The organism is Mycobacterium sp. Dal123C01, assembly GCF_052566995.1.
Genome location: NZ_CP199580.1, coordinates 16812 through 34184, shown reverse-complemented (window position 1 = coordinate 34184; position 17373 = coordinate 16812). Strand labels below are relative to the sequence as shown.

General features: G+C 63.8%; 19 protein-coding genes. 15 read left to right on the top strand and 4 right to left on the bottom strand.

Translation table 11 applies throughout. The annotated features are described in order from the left end of the window. Positions 1-96: 96 nt before the first annotated feature. Positions 97-1209 carry a phosphate ABC transporter substrate-binding protein PstS gene (pstS, locus tag ACTXG5_RS00110; protein WP_445161775.1) on the top strand — a complete coding sequence of 371 codons (1113 nt, stop codon included), beginning with the start codon at positions 97-99 and terminating at the stop codon, positions 1207-1209. A 31-nt stretch (positions 1210-1240) separates the two neighbouring features. Then, complete coding sequence (locus ACTXG5_RS00105) at positions 1241-3130, top strand: serine/threonine-protein kinase PknD (RefSeq protein WP_445161774.1); 1890 nt, start codon at positions 1241-1243, stop codon at positions 3128-3130. Here ACTXG5_RS00105 and ACTXG5_RS00100 read toward each other — a convergent pair. From ACTXG5_RS00100 to ACTXG5_RS00090, 3 genes are all read right to left on the bottom strand, one after another. Beyond that, positions 3114-5366 (bottom strand): SulP family inorganic anion transporter, encoded by a 2253-nt coding sequence (locus ACTXG5_RS00100; protein ID WP_445161773.1) that lies wholly within the window; start codon positions 5364-5366, stop codon positions 3114-3116. The two genes, ACTXG5_RS00105 and ACTXG5_RS00100, sit on opposite strands and share 17 nt — an antisense overlap. 273 nt (positions 5367-5639) lie before the next feature. Continuing rightward, positions 5640-6827, bottom strand: a complete 1188-nt coding sequence (locus ACTXG5_RS00095; protein ID WP_445161772.1) for a CoA transferase — start codon at positions 6825-6827, stop codon at positions 5640-5642. Positions 6828-6842: 15 nt separating this feature from the next. Further along, entirely contained in the window at positions 6843-7757 is a 915-nt protein-coding gene (locus tag ACTXG5_RS00090) for a class I SAM-dependent methyltransferase (RefSeq protein WP_445161771.1), read from the bottom strand. 126 nt (positions 7758-7883) lie between these two features. Here ACTXG5_RS00090 and ACTXG5_RS00085 point away from each other — a divergent pair, with 126 nt between their 5' ends. The 9 genes from ACTXG5_RS00085 (at position 7884) to ACTXG5_RS00045 (ending at position 13329) form a co-directional block, all read left to right on the top strand. Beyond that, the gene (locus tag ACTXG5_RS00085; RefSeq protein WP_445161770.1) at positions 7884-8138 is read left to right on the top strand and encodes a hypothetical protein; all 255 of its coding nucleotides are present in this window, start codon (positions 7884-7886) and stop codon (positions 8136-8138) included. Then, entirely contained in the window at positions 8135-8272 is a 138-nt protein-coding gene (locus tag ACTXG5_RS00080) for a hypothetical protein (protein WP_445161769.1), read from the top strand. Before ACTXG5_RS00085 ends, ACTXG5_RS00080 begins: the two co-directional genes overlap by 4 nt. A gap of 413 nt (positions 8273-8685) precedes the next feature. Beyond that, complete coding sequence (locus tag ACTXG5_RS00075) at positions 8686-8964, top strand: hypothetical protein (RefSeq protein ID WP_445161768.1); 279 nt, start codon at positions 8686-8688, stop codon at positions 8962-8964. A gap of 24 nt (positions 8965-8988) precedes the next feature. Beyond that, the gene (locus ACTXG5_RS00070; protein ID WP_445161767.1) at positions 8989-10440 is read left to right on the top strand and encodes a hypothetical protein; all 1452 of its coding nucleotides are present in this window, start codon (positions 8989-8991) and stop codon (positions 10438-10440) included. 15 nt (positions 10441-10455) lie between these two features. After that, the gene (locus tag ACTXG5_RS00065; protein WP_445161766.1) at positions 10456-10752 is read left to right on the top strand and encodes a PE family protein; all 297 of its coding nucleotides are present in this window, start codon (positions 10456-10458) and stop codon (positions 10750-10752) included. A 40-nt stretch (positions 10753-10792) separates the two neighbouring features. Then, a complete protein-coding gene (locus tag ACTXG5_RS00060) occupies positions 10793-11872 on the top strand; it encodes a PPE domain-containing protein (protein ID WP_445161765.1) in 1080 nt (359 codons plus the stop codon). After that, the gene (locus ACTXG5_RS00055; protein WP_445161764.1) at positions 11869-12696 is read left to right on the top strand and encodes an ESX secretion-associated protein EspG; all 828 of its coding nucleotides are present in this window, start codon (positions 11869-11871) and stop codon (positions 12694-12696) included. The genes ACTXG5_RS00060 and ACTXG5_RS00055 overlap by 4 nt, the downstream gene beginning before the upstream one ends. Then, positions 12686-13030, top strand: a complete 345-nt coding sequence (locus ACTXG5_RS00050; RefSeq protein ID WP_445161763.1) for a hypothetical protein — start codon at positions 12686-12688, stop codon at positions 13028-13030. Before ACTXG5_RS00055 ends, ACTXG5_RS00050 begins: the two co-directional genes overlap by 11 nt. 14 nt (positions 13031-13044) lie before the next feature. Further along, positions 13045-13329 (top strand): hypothetical protein, encoded by a 285-nt coding sequence (locus ACTXG5_RS00045; protein WP_445161762.1) that lies wholly within the window; start codon positions 13045-13047, stop codon positions 13327-13329. 53 nt (positions 13330-13382) lie between these two features. On the opposite strand, the gene ACTXG5_RS00040 is transcribed toward ACTXG5_RS00045, so the two are convergent. Then, positions 13383-13565: a hypothetical protein gene (locus ACTXG5_RS00040; protein ID WP_445161761.1), complete on the bottom strand. Its 183-nt coding sequence runs from the start codon at positions 13563-13565 to the stop codon at positions 13383-13385. A 7-nt stretch (positions 13566-13572) separates the two neighbouring features. Here ACTXG5_RS00040 and ACTXG5_RS00035 point away from each other — a divergent pair, with 7 nt between their 5' ends. The 4 genes from ACTXG5_RS00035 (at position 13573) to ACTXG5_RS00020 (ending at position 17365) form a co-directional block, all read left to right on the top strand. After that, positions 13573-13890: a hypothetical protein gene (locus tag ACTXG5_RS00035; protein WP_445161760.1), complete on the top strand. Its 318-nt coding sequence runs from the start codon at positions 13573-13575 to the stop codon at positions 13888-13890. An 18-nt stretch (positions 13891-13908) separates the two neighbouring features. After that, positions 13909-15600: a hypothetical protein gene (locus ACTXG5_RS00030; RefSeq protein WP_445161759.1), complete on the top strand. Its 1692-nt coding sequence runs from the start codon at positions 13909-13911 to the stop codon at positions 15598-15600. Positions 15601-15719: 119 nt separating this feature from the next. After that, positions 15720-16595 (top strand): hypothetical protein, encoded by an 876-nt coding sequence (locus tag ACTXG5_RS00025; RefSeq protein WP_445161758.1) that lies wholly within the window; start codon positions 15720-15722, stop codon positions 16593-16595. Further along, positions 16592-17365, top strand: a complete 774-nt coding sequence (locus ACTXG5_RS00020) for an ESX secretion-associated protein EspG (protein WP_445161757.1) — start codon at positions 16592-16594, stop codon at positions 17363-17365. Before ACTXG5_RS00025 ends, ACTXG5_RS00020 begins: the two co-directional genes overlap by 4 nt. Positions 17366-17373: the final 8 nt, after the last annotated feature.

Sequence of the window (17373 nt, the reverse complement as noted above, 5' to 3'; positions counted from 1 at the left end):
GTTCACGTCTCTATCTCCTACGACGGAAACGTGTTCCAGGGGGCTCCGGTGGCGGAGTGAGTGTGTCCGCCACCCTGACATTTCGGAGGAGTTCCGGTGACTCGCAACCGAGCCGGTGTCACGCTGAGTCTGTTGGGCGCCTGCGCGCTGGCCCTGTCGGCCTGCGGCAGCAGCACGCACGCCTCGTCGTCGGGATCGAGCCCCGCACCCGCGACGGTGCAGTGCGGCGGCAAGAGGCAACTCAAGGGCAGCGGCGCCGCAGCGCAGGAAAACGCGATGGAACAGTTCGTCTTCGCCTACGTTCACGCCTGCCCGGGATCCACGCTGGACTACAACGCGAACGGATCCGGCGCCGGGGTGACGGACTTCCTGAACAACGTGTCCGATCTGGCGGGTTCGGGTGACCCCTTGAATCCGTCGAAGGGTCAGGTCGATCGTGCCGTGCAGCGCTGCGGTTCGCCGGCGTGGGACCTGCCGACGGTGTTCGCACCCATCGCGATCACCTACAACGTCAGCGGCGTGAACTCGCTGAAACTCGACGCTGCGACGCTGGCAAGGATCTTCAACGGCGGCATCAACCGGTGGGACGATCCGGCGATCAGGTCGCTCAACCCGGGTATCAACCTGCCGTCGGCGCCCATACACGTGTTCTTCCGCAGCGACCAGTCCGGCGACACATCCAACTTCCAGCAATACCTGGTTGCCGCGTCCAACGGCGCCTGGGGCAAAGCAGCCGGCCAGACGTTCCTCGGCGGTGTCGGTGACGGTAGCGCCGGCGACGACGGTACGTCGGCGCAAGTGCAGAGCACCGACGGAGCGATCACCTACAACGAGTGGTCGTTCGCGGTGGGCAAGCAGTTGAGCATCGCCCAGATCATCACCTCGGCCGGTCCCGACGCGGTGTCGATCACCACCGACTCGGTCAGCAAGACACTCGCCGGGGTCACCTTCAAGGGGCAGGGTAACGACCTGGTGGTGGACACCTCGTCGTTCTACAAGCCGACGCAGCCCGGTGCCTACCCGATCGTGGAGCCGACCTACGAGGTCGTCTGCTCGAAGTATCCGGATTCGGCGACCGGCGTGGCGGTTAAAGCGTTCATGCAGGCCGCAATTGGTCCCGGCCAGGTCGGTTTGGACCAGTACGGATCGATCCCGCTGCCGAGTTCCTTGCAATCGAAAATAGCGACGGCCGTCAATGCGCTTTCGTAGTCCGCTGAATTCTTGAGAAGGAGCGTGGCCGGTGAACGATACTGTTTCGCGAGCGGGGACTCGATTTGGCCATTATCAGCTGAAGCGGCTGCTGGGTCGCGGCGGCATGGGCGAGGTGTATCAGGCCGAGGACACCCGCAAGCACCGGGTCGTCGCGTTGAAGCTGATCTCGCGGGAATTCTCCACGGACGCAACGTTTCGCGCGAGAATGCAACGCGAGGCTGACACCGCGGGGCGGCTGACCGAACCGCACATCGTGCCGATCCACGACTACGGCGACATCGACGGTCAGTTCTACGTCGAGATGCGGATGATCGAAGGCACTTCGTTGCGCAGCATGTTGATGAACTTCGGCCCGCTGACGCCGGTCCGCACCGTTGCCATCGTGCACCAAATCGCGGCCGCCCTGGACGCCGCGCATGCCAGCGGCGTCACTCATCGCGACGTCAAACCGGAGAACATCCTCGTCACCAACGACGACTTCGCCTACTTGGTGGATTTCGGTATCGCCCGCGCGGCAACCGATCCCGGGTTGACCCAGGTCGGAATCGCCTTGGGCACCTACAACTACATGGCCCCGGAGCGGTTCACCGGTGACGAAGTCACCTACCGCTCCGATATCTATGCGCTGGCTTGCGTATTGGGTGAATGTTTGACGGGGGCACCTCCCTATCGGGCCGACAGCATCGAACGGTTGATCGCCGCACATCTGCTCGAGCCGACTCCGCGGCCCAGCGAGCTACGGCCCGGCCGGGTGCCGCCCGCTTTGGATCAGGTGATCGGCAGGGGCATGGCCAAGAGCCCGGCGGACCGGTATTTCACCGCCGGGGATCTGGCCGCGGCCGCCCACGACGCGCTCACCTCACCCGAGCAGTACCAAGAGGCCACGATCCTGCGGCAAGGCCAGCAAGCGGGTGGTGACACGATGGCCCGGCCGGTGTCCTGGGATGCACGCGACGGCGGCTGGCATCAACCCGGGCCGCCAGGTAGTTCGGTGACCTCGAGGCCGCAACCGCTTGCCCCGCAACGTGACTCGATCAGCGAGCGCAAGCGCAGAAAGTGGGTCCTCGTCGGCGCCGCGGTCGTGCTGCTCGTCGCGGCCATCGGCGCAGGCGGATACCTGGGAACGCGCCCGTCGGCGGCGTCCAAACAGCCGGCGTCGGGACAAATCGAGCTGCCGTTCAACGGGATTGACTTCCGGCTCTCTCCGGGCGGGGTGGCGCTGGACAAGGCCGGCGACGTGTACGTGACCAGTGAAGGCATGTACGGCCGCGTGGTGGAATTGGCGCCCGGCTCGAGCAATCCGACCGTGCTGCCGTTCAGTGGGCTGTACCAGCCGCAGGGGCTGACGGTGGATGGTGCCGGAACCGTGTACGTCGCCGATTTCAACAACCGGGTGGTGAAGCTGGCGGCAGGATCGAACACCCAGACCGTGCTGCCGTTCACCGGCCTCAACTTCCCCGAAGGTGTTGCGGTGGATGGCCAGGGCAGCGTGTACGTCGCCGACCGGGGTAACAACAGAGTGCTGAAGTTGGCAGCGGGATCGAATGCCCAGACCGTGCTGCCGTTCAATGGTTTGAAGAATCCGGATGGCGTGGCGGTGGATCCCGCCGGCAACGTCTACGTCACCGACACCGACAACAATCGGGTGTTGATGTTGGCGGCGGGGTCGAGCGCCCAGACCGTGCTCCCGTTCGGCAGTGTCCCCGTGCCGTGGGGTATCGCGGTGGACAACGCCGGCGACGTGTTGGTCACCGAACACGATGCCAACCAGGTGCTGAAACTGGCCGCCGGGTCGAACACCCCGACGGTGCTGCCGTTGACCGGCCTCAATACTCCGTTAGGCGTTGCGGTGGATAACGCGGGGACTGTCTACGTCGCCGACCGCGGCAACGACAGGACGGTCAAGCTGGTGGCCTGACCGGTTGGTCGGGGCACACGATGCCGCGCGGGGTGACCTCGTACACGCGGGCGGTCTCGATGTCGAAGAACACGCCGACAACCGTCAAGTCGCCGGATCCGGCCGCGGTGGCCAGAATCGGGTGGTGTTTCAGCCTTTCCAGCTGAATAGCGATGTTCACGATGCTCAGCTGGTCGATCTGCGAGTAGCCGATCGATTCGGCGCTCCGGCGTGCCGGATGGTGATCTTGGTATGCGTCCAGACTCTCGCGCGCATATTCGAGCCACTGATCCATGGGCGTCGTCGCTTGATCGGTGCCGTCCTCGAGGAGCACCTTCATGGCGGCGCACGACGAATGCCCGCAGATGACAACCGAACTCACGCCCAGCTGGTTGGCGGCAAATTCGAGTGCGGCGTCGACTGATCGGTCGCCCGCGTTGGTCGGTACCAGGTTGCCGAAGTTGCGGACGGTGTACAGATCACCGGGGCCGCTGGCGGTGATGACGTTGGGCAGTATCCGTGCGTCGGCACAGGTGAGGAACAGCGCATCCGGATCGTGCGAACCGCCGAGCCCGGCAATGTGCTGCTGCAAAACGGAAGCGCCGTTGCGGTGGTACTCGTCGATGCGGTCGAGAATGGAAGCATCGCCGTTGTTTTGGTGATTGCTGCGCGCAGACCGCCACGGCACCAGCCCTAGCGGATCGGAAGGGAAGTGACGCTTGGGTGGACTGGCATTCGCGTTGTGCAGCTTCGTGGACGACGCCTCGACGATTGCCACCACTCCGCCCCGCGCCTCGTGGGCCCGTTGCCAATCCGAGATCACCTCTGAGACCGAGTCGTCGATGTAGTCCGCGTTCACGTTCAGGGTGACCTCGGACCCTTGCGGCACCGACGCGAGCGCCTTGGTCAGGCGCGGCAGCAGCAAGAAGCTCAACGTGCCGTCGATATCGATCCGCCACTGCTTGGACTGCTCGCCGCCAACCGGTCGCACCGAAACGGGCGCGCGGGTGACCCTGACCAGCAGCAAGCCGATAGCGACCGCGAGTCCAATGGCCACACCTTCCAGCAGGTTGAGGAACACCACGGACAAAATGGTGACGGCGTAGATTGCGAAATTTCCTGTCCGCCAAGCCAGTGTGATGTGTGCCAGCGTGACCAGCCGGGTACCGATAACGATCAGCAGTCCGGCCAGCGCTGCCTTCGGGACGAGTTCCACCAGTTCGGTGAACATCGAGGCAAACAACAGGATCCATACGCCGTGCAGCACCGCTGACATTCGGGTGCGGGCGCCGGCGGCCACGTTGGCCGAGCTACGCACGATGACACCGGTGATCGGCAGCCCGCCGAGCAAGCCGGACATCACGTTCGCGGTGCCCTGCCCGATGATCTCTCTGTCGAAGTTCGTGCGCGGGCCGTCGTGTAGCTTGTCGACACCGACTGCGCACAAAAGCGATTCGACGCTGGCGATCAGGGCGATCGTGAGGACACCGACGATTATATCCTCGGTTTCGTCAATCCACGCCTTGCCCTTCGGGGTCGCTCCCGAGATATTGGGCAAGTTGATGGCGTCGAAGAAGTTGCCCGACAAAGAGATTCGATCGGCATCCAGTCCCGCTGCCATCGCCAGCGCGGTGGCCGCCACGATGGCCACCAGCGGGGCAGGGATCATCCGCACCTTGGCGGGCAGCCTTGACCACACCAACAAGATGGCGATGACCGTTCCGCCGGTGATCACTTCATCCAGCTCGTGATGAAGGATGCCGTTCGGCAGCGCCACCAGGTTCTGCCATGCCGAGCTGTGTGAGGATCCACCCATCAGCACGTGAACCTGTTGCAACATGATCGTGATGCCGATGCCCGCCAGCATCGCGTGCACCACCACTGGCGCGATAGCCAGTGCGGCGCGAGCCATCCGGCTCAGGCCGAACGCGATCTGCAGTGCCCCCGCGCCGATGGTCATCAGGCACAACATCGGGAAACCAAGATCATCGATCAGCCCGGCGACCACGACGGTAAGACCCGCGGCCGGGCCACTGACCTGAACCGACGACCCGCCAAGGGATCCGGCGACGATTCCGCCCACTACCGCGGCGATCAAGCCGGCGGCCAGGGGGGCCCCGGAGGCGATCGCGATGCCCAGCGAAAGCGGCAGGGCCACAAGGAAGACGACAAGCGACGCGGGAAGGTCGTGGCGCAGATTCTGTAGAAACGGCCCGGATTTGGCCGTTTTCACGAGATTGCTGATAGGCGCGTTCATAAGTCGACTCCTCGGGCTGACGGACTCTTTATGACCGGTCGAACGTCGTGTGTCAATGCGAGCGTACGGGGCCCGGGAACCAAGACAACTCAAATCAGCGGACGACAAGACATTGCGCCGCCTGCGGCTAGTTCGTGTGAAGAAGCCTTCTCCGGTTGCCCGGTTAGCTCGATGAACGCCTACGGATTCATCGACAACTCAAAGAAAGCCAGGTATCGCCACATTGACAACAAATCGTTTCATGGGCAATTCAAAGACAGGCCATGCGGGAAATCAGGACTCGGCCAGAAACGTGTCGTTGTGCTGGCCGGGAGCGGGTGGGGGATCGGTCGCGGCCGCATCGAAGCTGGAGTAGCGCGCCGGAGTGCGGATCACGGTGATCGCATCGTCGCCGGTACCGACGCTGAGAGCGAGGTCGTTTTCGGCGAACAGCGGGGTTGCGACCACTTGTTTCCAGGTGTAGGCGAGGCAGGCCATCAAGCCGCCTTCTTGCAGCAACTCAACCCATTCGGCCGCCGTTTTGGCGGCCAGCGCCGATTCGAGTTCCTCGGTCAACTCGTGGTAGTTCACCGCACGGGAACGCTGGTCGATGAACCGCTCGTCATCCAGCAGATCGGGCCGGCCGATGATCTGGCACAGCTTCGCCCAGTGCTTGGGCACATATGCGCTGATCACCAGGTACCCGTCCGCGGCCTTGAACGCATCCGACGGTTGGGTGGCAAAGCCAACGCCCTTGCGTTTCTTGGTGGTCGGTGCCGCATCCGGCTTGGGCTGGGGTGCCTCGCTGGGCTTGTTCAGGTGGATCGTGAGTTGGCTGGCCTGCAGCCCCACCGCGACGTCGTACATCGCGACCCGGACCTCGTCGGCCACGCCGTGGCGCTCGCGGTTGAGCAGTGCGGCCAGCACCGCCTGGGCCAGCACGTGACCGCTGGCGGCGTCGACGAGCTGGAACGGAATGATCTGTGGTTTGCCGCTCGGCGTGGGCATTCCGGTGGTCATGCCCGATTCGGCGGCGACCATCAGGTCGACGCCCGGCCTACTGCCGTGCGGACCGTTGCCGCCATACGCGGAGAGACGCGCGTAGATCAGCTTCGGGTTGCGGGAGCGTAAGTCGTTGGGGCCCAACCCCATACGTTCCATCACACCGGGGCGAAACCCCTCCAGCACGACGTCTGCGGTGTCGACCAGCCGCAGTATCTGCTGCTTGGCCTGATCGTCAGTCAGGTCCACTGCCACCGACTTCTTGCCCCGGTTGTGGGGGAGAAACAGCGTGGGCAGCGGTGGCCGGCCGGGCAGGACCGCGACGATGTGCCGGGCGGCCTCGCCGCCGGGTGCCTCGACCTTGATGACCTCGGCACCGAGGTCGGCCATGATCTGTCCAGCCAGCGGCCCGGCGATGTTCTGCGTGAAATCGAGTACCCGGTAGCCGTCAAGTGGTTTGGCCGGCTGGCTGTTCGGCATCGTGGAGCCTTCCTTTTAACCTGCCTTGTGCAAAACTGCGGTGCAGTAATAGTTCTTGGCGAACGGCGCGTCGTCGCCGTCGGGCTGTAGCGGTAATCCGTTGTCCGCCAACAGCTGATTCAGCGGGGTGCAGACCGGCTGCCAGCCTCGGTCCTGCAGATACGTGGCGGCATCGTTGCGCTCGCCGGGAAAGCCCAGATTGTCGAGGGCGACGTCGAGTCCGTTCTCCTGCCACCTACCGCTGGCGCCGTCCAGTGCGCTTTGGTTGACGCCGGTATTCAGAAACACTTCGGCTACCAGCTGACTGCCCTCGGCGGACAGTGTCGTGATGTTGTCCAGTAAGCGATCCTGGGCGTCTGGCGGCAGGAAGCCGAGCAGGCCCTCGGCGGCCCACGCGGCGGGTCGCCCGGTATCGAACCCGGCCTGCGTCAGCGCCGACGGCCAATCGTGGCGCAGGTCGATCGGGACGGCCCGGACCTCGGCGGTGGGCTCGGCGCCCAGCGCTTCGATCGTGGCAACCTTGAACTCGATGACTTCCGGCTGATCGACCTCGAACACCGTCGTACCCGGCGCCCACGGGAGTCGATAGCCGCGCGCGTCCAGGCCGGAGGCCAGGATGACGACCTGGCGGACGCCCGCGGACCCGGCCTCGGCAAAGAACGCGTCGATGTAGCGAGTCCGCGCCGCCAGCAGCTCCGTCATCCGCTGCATCCCCCACGCGGCGCCGGGCTCGTCGACCTCCACGGCGGCGATGTCGCCATTGGCCCACCGGGTGAAGAAGTCGACGCCCACGGCGCGCACCAGCGGCTCGGCAAACCGATCGTCGATCAGCGCGTCCTTGGTGGCCCGGGCGCGTCCCGCGGCCACCAAGGTGGCGGTGGCTCCCACACTGGTCGCCAGGTCCCAGGTGTCGTTGTCGCTGCGTGCCATGGTTAGACAGAGTAACGATAGGGTCCCGCGCCGGTTCGACGTCCTGGCGCCGTGTCTATCGCGCCACGACCATCGCCGGATACAGACGATGACCTTGGGTGCCGCGTCACTCGCAGGGGACTCGGGGTGGCATCAGAGCGCTCGCTGGCCTCATTGCCCCTGACCGGATGGGCGCTTGGCGGTGCGGCTGAGGCATCGGCCAGCGCGATCTTGGTGTGGCGCTTCAGCGGTGTGCGGATCTTGTCCACGACCGCCGAGCAGCGCGCCGAACGCGGCGTGGCGCTGTCGTTCTGGTTGGCCGCCCCCTGCATCGACGCCAAATCGATCCGCGGCCCGACCGAGGGACATCACACCGGGCCCCGAGGATCGGCATTGGGTTGACGGCCTTCGGCTTGGTGCTGATGCCGATTCCCGGCAGGGCCAACCACACGCTTGGCCAGCGGCTGCATTCCGGCGCCACCGAGGGTGAAGGCACGCAGAACTACTGGTGTGGTGCGCAGGCCGCCGGAGTTTGAGCGACGTTGCGGTGATGGGACTTTGTTCCTAGGGATGGTGGATCGACCCCACGATCGGCCTCGTCATCTCCGCTATCGCGGTCTGGCACGGTATCCGGCCCTGGCGCGGCCACGACTGCTGCTGCTGCTGGACTGGCCCGCAATTTGTCCGTGTCTGTTCGTTTCTTGGCCGCTTCGGTGCGTGGTAGTGATGGAGGGCGGGCCTGTCGCACTACGGTTTTCGCTGGTCGCAGTGCGGCGGAGTCGGGTGTAAGGCTGTGGCTCACGGCTGATAGGTAAGGCGTCGTAGCGCGGTCTACTGGTCGCCGCCACCATTGGGGATATCAGCGGTTACGGCGATCTCGTACGCCTGGCGATGACGCTTCAGGGTGACGGGATGTTTTGGGCGCTGCTCAGGCAGGGAAGGGTGCGTAATGGTTTTATCAGTCGTTCCTGAAGCGTTAGAGGTTTTCGCGGCCGCCAACGCGGCTGCTGCGGAGGCGATTTCGACTGCGGGTTCCGCGGATTCGGCGGCGATGCTGGACGCGGCCGCCGTTGCGCTGGGTCCCATTGGTGCCGGCTATCTGGCGGCTTATGGGCCGGCGCAGGCCAATAACTTGGCGGCCACTGTGATGGTGGGGCGTGTCCACGAGGGCATCGGTCTGGCTACCCAGGCTGCGAGCATGTCCTTCGCCGCCGCCGACGAGTCGTGACGTTGGCTTGCCATGGTTATGGCAGTGGCGCCACAAGCGACGCCGGTTTCGCCGGCGGCACCCGTGACATCGGCGGTGCAAGGCCGTTACGTGGCGCAGGCGTTGGCCGGGGCCGATCCCGGACCGGCCATCAACGCGGGTGAATCGAACCTCGGCGACTACCTGAATCAGCCGGTGCAAAGCATCTTGGCGCGTCTGGGTGTGCCGCGGCTTCCGCAAGCGGCGGCAGCACCGGACCCGGCGGATCCGCACGCCGCGTCTCCGGGTGCAGCGAACGGCCCGATGACGGGCATGTTGACCAATTTGTTGACCCAGATGATCCAGCCCGTGACCGAGGCGCTGGGAACGCTTGGTCCTGGATTGTTCAGCGGCCTGGATCCGACGCAGATGTTGGGTGGGGTCTCGCAGGCTTTGAACTCTGCGGCCCAGCAGGTGGCCCCGGCCATGGCCGGGGCGAATGCTGGGTGGCAGGGTGTGGCTTCGTCGGCGGCGGGTGCGAAAACCAGTGCGGCGCTTGCCGATGGCACCCAGGTGGCTAATCAGGCAACAGCCCTGCAAAATAGCTTGTCCACCGCAGTCGCTAGCGTGCAGCAGGCCCAGGCGCAGCTCGTCGCGATTCTCAACGAGTTTTCTGCGACGATCGCCGCGATAGGTCCCAACATCATCTTTCCGTGGGGTATGGCTCAAGCTATCGCGGCAGCCAACCAGGCGGTCACGTCGGCCAGCGCGGTCATGACTGAATTGCAGGGCACGCTGGCGACCGAAGCGGCTAACACCACCGCGGTTGGTGCGCCGGTCTCGGTGACTTCGGCGCCTCAAACAGGTTCTGTTCTGGCTGCAGGGGGGCCTGCGGCGGTCACCTCCGCAACGCATTTCGGTACCAGCCTTGCGGCGACTCCGGTCGCGGCCTCGAGTGCTCCGGCGGCGTTAGCCGGCGCTCCTGGGGCGGCAGCGTCGACGCCCGTTTCGAGCTTCGCTCCGATGTTGATGCAAGCCGCGATGCCGGCGATGCAGGGGGCCATGGGCGCGATTCAAGCGGGTGGACCAGGCGCGCCTGCCGCGGCGAGTGGTTCGGGAGCCGGGGGCGCTTCTGGCGGTGGTGGTGCGGCTGCCCAGGGGCTCGATAAAGCCGTGGCCGGTGGTGGCGGGGGTGTTGCTGCGCCGGGCGATCCTTCACTTGAAACACTTCCATCGCGGGTGGCTTCGGCTCCTGCGGTCCCTGTCACTGACGCTGCGCCTGCGCCGACGAACAGTGATGCTGTTGGGCATTCCGGTATGAGCGGCGCCCCAGTGATGGGGGGCGCGCCGATGGGGGCAGGGGCCAGGGCGCGTGCTGGGCGCAGCCACAGTGCGGCAGCTTTCCTGCATACCTCTGACCAGGGTGATGAGATCGTCGGTGATTTGGGCAGCGTTGCTCCTGCGGTACTGGGTCACGCAGATTTGGTCGCCAGCCCAGATATCGAATTGAGGATCTAGAAAAGGAGTTTCGGAATGAACAGTACAGCTGATTTCTGGATGCAGCCGCAGGAGGTTGCCGATGCCACCAAGCAACTCGACGCTTTGGCCAGCCGGGCGGAAAAACTCATGCAGACCGAGGCGCCGAACCTCACGGTGACGGCTGCGGCTCGTGACGAGGTCTCACGACGAGCTGCCTCGACGCTCAACGAGGTGCACTCGGAGTTCAGTAAGTCCGCGGATCAGGCGAAAACCGAGATACGGCGAATGGCAGCGTCTTTGCGGGCGCACACCGACAACGTCGTTGCGGCCGAGCAGGATTTCACTGTCTGAGTAAGCAACGCCGGTTCATTTGGGAAAGGAGGTCAGGGCTATGGGTTTCACGAATGTGGCATGGGAATCGCGCAGCACTGAGCAGCTTGCCCGTGACCTCGCCGATGGACCGGGGCCCATGTCGGTCGGCCAGGCCGGCGCGGCCTGGGTGCGTGTCGCTGACGAATGGGCGACCATCTCAGAGGAATACGACAAGATTGTCGCAAGGATCAAGGGCGCGTTTGCCAGTCGGGGTGCGGACGTGGCGGCGCGCAAGCTCGAGGACTTCGGCCGCTGGCTGCAGTCCGTCAGTTTGAGCGCGGCGGGCAACGGCGAACGCGCCGAGCAGGCCGCCGTTGCCTATAGTGTTGCGGTTCTTGGGATGCCGAGTGTGTCCGAAGCGATCGAGGCCCGAACCACCCATGACGTTATGGCGTCGCTCGCCGCGTACAACGGGGCGATACTGAACGGGCAGTTCGCCGAGTTCGACCAGGCGGTGGCGGCTCATCAGGCGAGCGCGTCGGCGGTGATGTACCAATACGAGCAGGCATGCGGCCCGGTTGCCGAGCCATGGGAGCAGCCACTGCCGCCCGCGGTGTGCGGTGGGGGTGCGCTCAAGGCCGAGCAGGACGCGAAGGCGGCCGACGAACGCATAGGTGCCGGCGCCAAGGGCGGTGGCGGTACGCGTTTGGCGCCGCCTGCACTGGCGCCGTTTCGGGCAGCCGAGGTCAGGTCGACCAGCGCGGCCAAGGAGTCACACAAAATTGGGTCGAGGGCCGCGGCGTCGAGCTCTGCTCCGATGGGCACCGGGTACGGTCCGATGGCCGGGATGGGGCGCGGTACGGGTACTCGTGAGCACCAATCACCTTTGGCTGCAACACTTGACGGTGGCGGCGAGCCGGGTGCGGGGCTGTCTGAGGCCGACGCGTCGTGGTTGCCGGCGGCACAGCAGAGTGAGGCCCCGTTCCTGGTGTCCAGCGTGAGCTGGGGTCCGAACTCCTCGTTGTTGGATGAACTCGCGGGACCCGTCGAACCGGAAGGGCCGCAGTATGCCGATGCGCCCGAGTCGACGCTCGAGCAGGTCTCGAATCGGTGGGTGACGACGCCGGTGATCGGCGTCGACAAGGGGCTGACGCTATGACCGCGGCCCTGGCACCTCGCCTGACGTTGACCGACGATCAGCTTCGAGTGGTGGCGTCGCGCGTCGGTGTTCATGATCTTCCCACGGTCGTGCTGTCGCGCCCCCGGCACGGCACCGTTTCCCGGCGTGAAGCGGCATTCGATCGAGCCGCGCGAGAGCTGGTGTCTCGTAACTTGATTGTGGACGGAATCGTCCACCCCGAACTAGAGATTGTGCTGCGAGCACTGCAGCGGCCCGACCGTGAACTGGCCATGCGGGTCGTGACGCCGGACGGCGCGGCTCGGGTCAGCGTAGTGCGACGCGCAACGCTGTGCGCGCTCGCCCGTCGCATCGGCGATGAGATCCTGTTGCGAACCATTGGGCACAGTGTCGAATTACCTGATGCCGCGGCGGCACTTCTCGCGGAGCTGCCGCGGGCCCGCCCGGGCGATATCGAGCCGGTTGGGGCGCCGTTGCACGAGATGGCGGAGTGTCTGGCAGGCACCCACGATGCGGTGGATCTGGCTGACCGGATCCGGACGCTGGGTGCTGACCAGCACGCCGCGTTACTGCTCGGTACGGCCCTGGCATCGCGGCAAGCATTCGCCGAGGTTGTGTATTTCGCGCTTGCCGATAGTGAAGACCGGATCTCACGCGGTCCGGCCGCAGTCGCGCTGTTCTACACCAAGCGCGGTCGCCTCATTGGCGCCCCAAGCGCCTCGCCGACGGGCGAATTATGGACCACCCTCAAAGCCGGTTCCGACCATGCCTTCGTCCAGGCAATCGGTCAACTTGTCGGCCTCACGGACGAGGGCTGGGCGATTCTGGACGGGAATGCGCGATGACACCGCAACCCGCGCCCTTCCGCATCGCATCAACGCAAAAATCAGAAAGGAAGATCAAGCAGAAATGACACTCTCACTAACCCAGGCGGAAGCCGAGGCGAAAATTTCCCAACTCGAAGACGCCCGCGGTCAGGCGATCGCGAAGTTAAACCAGATCGAAGACAGCCAGCAGCTAATGCTGGGATCGAATTGGAAGGGCGGCAGCGCAACCACATACGGCCACACGTCGGCTACGCAGAACGAAGACATCAACCAAATAATCAGCAACCTGAACCAGATCGTTCAAACCGCTGAAACTCATATTCGCTCTGTGGCGAACACAGACAACGGCTAAAGGGGTATAAGGAAATGAGCGAGATTCATTACAATTTCAGCGCCAACAACTCGTCGCTGGACGACGTCACCAGTCTTGTCAACGGCGTTCAGGAAGTTCGGTCGGATATCACCAACCTCTTCAACGTGCTGGGAACGGTTTACGAGGGTGCCGGCGCGACTGCACTGCAACAAGCGCATCAGAATCTCGACGCAATGCTGGACGACTTGCTGAACAACATGTCCGCCACACAGAAGCAGGCCCAGGACCAACAGGCGGCGATGCAGGCATTAGATCAGCAGAACGCTTCAGCATTCTGACGATTGCTGTGGAGCCCGGGCTTGTTGATTCGACGAGTCCGGGCGACCACGCACTAAACGATAAGGATTGCAGGACCAATGGCGAGCAGCGGATCGACGGGCAGCGGATCGACGGGCAGCGGATCGACGGGCAGCGGATCGACGGGCAGCGGATCGACGGGCAGCGGATCGACGGGCAGCGGATCGACGGGCAGCGGATCGACGGGCAGCGGATCAAGCACGAGCGGGTCGGACATCAGTTCATTGAGCAGCCAGTTGACGGACCTCAAAGACAGTGGCCCGGCCGATGTAAAGCTGTCCACCCAGACCCGCGACGCATATCTCAAGATCGTTCAAACCTTTCACGATTCCCTAAACGCGCAGCTCAAAACGCTCAGCGGCCTCGGATCCCTGGGCAACCCCGGCACGCTGGCGTCGGCGAGGCAGACAAAAATGAACCTAGAGCTCGACATTTCCGGTGTCGACGGTATCCAACAATCGATCAACCAGTATCTGTCTTATCTCGATCAATTCTCGACAACGGTGAAGGCGGCCTGCACTCGCCTCATCCAGTCCGGATAGTAGTGGGTCGGTGTAGCCGTGTCCCATCATAAAAGTTCTCCGGCCCTCACAGCCGAGCAGATTGATGATCTCATCAATTCGGGTGTCGATGCCCAGAATACTCCCGGAGCGAATTGGGGGGCGTTGGAAGCGTATTCGAATAGTGATGTCACGGCGCTTACCGTCGCGCAAAATGAAATACAGAGTATCACCGGAGTCACGACGAATCCTGCCAGCGTCGCTATTGAAGACTTCGGGGGCGTTTCCTTTCTAAACATGTGGGAGACCTTCTATAACGCATCGGCCACCGTGGACAACGGCAACGGCAACACGTTGCAGCAGGTTGCCAGCAACATTGTTGAGGCGTCACAAACGTTCCGCGAACAACTTGCCCAGCAAGAGGCCAAGAAAGACTGGGTGGGAAAAACACACGATGCCGCGGTAACCAATATCACCAATGCTCTACCGGATGTAGCGAACCTCTCTTCCGGCATCAACGCATTGGCCCTGTTGATCAATGCACTTTCACATACCGTTTTCCAGACAAAATGGTATTTAGATAATAATAAAGACGCTTATAGCAAGTCGATATCTCGATGGCCGAACGAAGTTGATGAAATCAATCAAGCCTACGATTCATTCGCGCAAGACGTGATGAATACCGTCTACGCGCCGAATATCTCGAGTATCGCCAGCAATAATCCCGGCTTCTCTACTTCGACAAACGACCCCGCGCCGCCGCCACCACCAGCTGACCCCTCACCACCACCGCCCGATCCGCCACCGCCCGACCCGCCACCGCCTGACCCCTCGCCACCACCGGCTGACCCGCCACCGCCTGACCTGAACGGCGCACCGCCACCGCCTGACCTGAACGGCGCACCGCCACCGCCTGACCTGAACGGCGCACCGCCACCGCCGGGCTCCGGTGATTTCCCGCTGCCGAACACCACTGGAATCACCGACCCTTTCAGTGGACCGGGCGGTGCATCCGATGGTTCCGGCAATCCAGTTGCGGGCTTAGGTAGTTCTCCAGCGCCCGATGGCGCCGGGGGTACCGATCCGTTCAGCAGCTCCGGCGATCCGGGCAACCCTTTGAGCGGCGTCTCTAATCCCTCGAGCGGCTCCGCCGGTTCCAACGGCTCGGGTTTGAGCGGGCTAGGGCAAGCCGCTCAAGGGCTCGAAGAACCGCTCCAACAGGCGTTGGGCGCAGCGCAAAAAGGTGCGACGCCAGGGGCGGGCATGCCAGGTACAGCCCCCAAAGGCCTCGACGCGCTCGCCAAACCGGGAGCAGGTGCTGGCCGCGGGGCAGGGGGCGCCGGAGCCGGTATCGGGTCTCAAGGACGCGAAACATTGTCTCCCGCCGGTGCGCCGGTCGCCGCCGCGACCAAGGGAACCGATGTCCCAGGCTCTGCCTTGGCGCGTGCGGGTACTCCACTGGGTGCTGGCGGTTCTGCTGGCGGATCGCCGCCAGGTGGCGGTGGCGGCGGGCAGCGCGGGCCAGGTGGCAAAGAGCACAAGGCGAGTAAAGCACTGCGTGGCAAGAAGAATGGTGAACTCGTCCTTGGTGAGGTCGACGCCGTCGTCCCCGTAATCGGCGATGACGGCCCCGAAGAGGCCGAGCCTGTGCAGCGGCTCCCGGCGCCACCGGCACCGCAGATGCCCATACCGCCGGTGGCGAGCAACCCTCGCCGGGCCGGGGCCGAACCGCGAACAGAGGTCGGCCGGTGACATCGCTTCGGTCTGTGGCCGTCTTGCGGCCCGCCCCCCGTCCCATCAACGGCGGTGAAGCAGCCCCCGACTGTCAATGGCGCGCTGTTTGTGAGTACCCAGGAAGCACTCCCGCGCAGATGGCCGTGCAAGCCGGGAAGGCGGCACTCGCGGCCGCGGACACCCGCATCGATCACATGCAGTGGCTCGTGCACGCGGGGGTCGGGCCCCAGGGCAGCCAGGGGTGGCCGGTGCACCATCACATCCAGAACGGCATCGTGGGATGCCATGGCAATGCACTGGAAATGAAGCAAAATTGCGCCGGCGGCCTCACCTCGTGGCTGCTGGGTGCACGACTACTCGATAAGGCCGGCTATTCGATATGTACAGGCGCCGATAACTGGTCCTGGAGCGACCGCTTTACCAACGCAAAAACCGTTGGTGGCGAACCGTTTTCCGATGTCGCGCACGCGACTGTCATCTCGTACGACGGGGGGTTCGCCAAGCTGTTGGGTAGTGGAACCGCTAGTTGTCCGGGGCGGGCCGACGACTGGCAAGTGCACGAAACGTTCTGGGAGAACACCAACGCCAACGACTTCCAGCGTGCTTACGCTCGCGCGACGGCGGCCCGCTCTCTCGACTCGATACGCGAATCTCTTCGCATGTTTATTTGCGCGATCCGCGCTGCCCTAGCCGACGCAAAGCTAAGCGCGCAATACGTCACCCATTTTGTGCCGCAGGGCTCGGATAGCGGACAGCCTTTCCGGTCGCTGGCGAACCTGACTGGGCTGCCGTGGTCGAAAGAACTTCATCAACACAACCTCGATCACGGGTATCTCGGTGTGAGCACTCATGCGGACGGCCTGGTCTACCTGGCGCAAACGGGCAGTTTGAGGGCGGATTCCATCGTCATGTTGCTGGCTGCCGAATATGAGCTGAGCGCGACCGCGATCGTCCTACAAGTGCTGCGTCCGCCCCGCGTATCGGCGGACGGCCTAATCCAGGTGATCGCATGAGCGCGGTGCTCGCTGGTCAGGTCGGGACCCTCGATCTGGTGGACCTGAACGCGATCAGTCAGTTTTACGGCCGCGATTTCCTGCCATATCCTTTCAGGCTCACCCAAGGACCGCGCTTCGCCACTAGTGACGAGGCTTCTGCCTATGTCAGCACGGTGCCAGATCGGTTTAACCATGGGGACCTGAGTTCCTTCATCGAGTGCGTGGCCGCCTATGACGCTGCGGATATCCGGGTGGAGTGCCATGTCCAATACATACCTGCCGATACGCCGAGTCTGCGCGTAATAGCCTATCGATCAGGGCATCTTGGCTTCTTCGCCGCGCAGCGTCCAGACGATGATCTCATCGATGTCTATGCCGTTTCGCCATATGATCTGGGTGCAGCCGTTTCCGACGCGGTTTCGTTGACTCAGCCAGGAATGCACTCGGAAATCGTGATACCGGAATATATTCCGCGAGGTCAAGCCGAGTTCGATAAGGGTGCCTTGTTAGTTCGTCACTGCTCGGTATCGGCGAGCGAGGTCAGGATCCCGGCGAGCGACGTGACCGCGTATTCAACAATTCAAAGCCATTGGCGCCCAACTCGTAAGTGGGGACTCGACCGTGGAAAGCGCGCCCTCGTGTGGGTGCGGGTCAACGACGATGGCGAATATATTTATGTGCCGGACCACTCTCACGCCAAGCCCATGACCAAATCATTCTTGCGCGAGCAAGTCGACCAACTCATTGCCGACGACGTGGCGATTCTTCGAGAGTTCCGTCGCGATTAGGGCTCAGT

Coding starts and splice junctions, on each gene's coding strand:
- ACTXG5_RS00100 (WP_445161773.1), bottom strand. CDS start 5,366: ATGAACGCGCCTATCAGCAATCTCGTGAAAACGGCCAAATCCGGGCCG.
- ACTXG5_RS00095 (WP_445161772.1), bottom strand. CDS start 6,827: ATGCCGAACAGCCAGCCGGCCAAACCACTTGACGGCTACCGGGTACTC.
- ACTXG5_RS00090 (WP_445161771.1), bottom strand. CDS start 7,757: ATGGCACGCAGCGACAACGACACCTGGGACCTGGCGACCAGTGTGGGA.
- ACTXG5_RS00075 (WP_445161768.1), top strand. CDS start 8,686: ATGGTTTTATCAGTCGTTCCTGAAGCGTTAGAGGTTTTCGCGGCCGCC.
- ACTXG5_RS00065 (WP_445161766.1), top strand. CDS start 10,456: ATGAACAGTACAGCTGATTTCTGGATGCAGCCGCAGGAGGTTGCCGAT.
- ACTXG5_RS00060 (WP_445161765.1), top strand. CDS start 10,793: ATGGGTTTCACGAATGTGGCATGGGAATCGCGCAGCACTGAGCAGCTT.
- ACTXG5_RS00055 (WP_445161764.1), top strand. CDS start 11,869: ATGACCGCGGCCCTGGCACCTCGCCTGACGTTGACCGACGATCAGCTT.
- ACTXG5_RS00050 (WP_445161763.1), top strand. CDS start 12,686: ATGCGCGATGACACCGCAACCCGCGCCCTTCCGCATCGCATCAACGCA.
- ACTXG5_RS00045 (WP_445161762.1), top strand. CDS start 13,045: ATGAGCGAGATTCATTACAATTTCAGCGCCAACAACTCGTCGCTGGAC.
- ACTXG5_RS00040 (WP_445161761.1), bottom strand. CDS start 13,565: ATGTCCGACCCGCTCGTGCTTGATCCGCTGCCCGTCGATCCGCTGCCC.
- ACTXG5_RS00025 (WP_445161758.1), top strand. CDS start 15,720: ATGGCCGTGCAAGCCGGGAAGGCGGCACTCGCGGCCGCGGACACCCGC.
- ACTXG5_RS00020 (WP_445161757.1), top strand. CDS start 16,592: ATGAGCGCGGTGCTCGCTGGTCAGGTCGGGACCCTCGATCTGGTGGAC.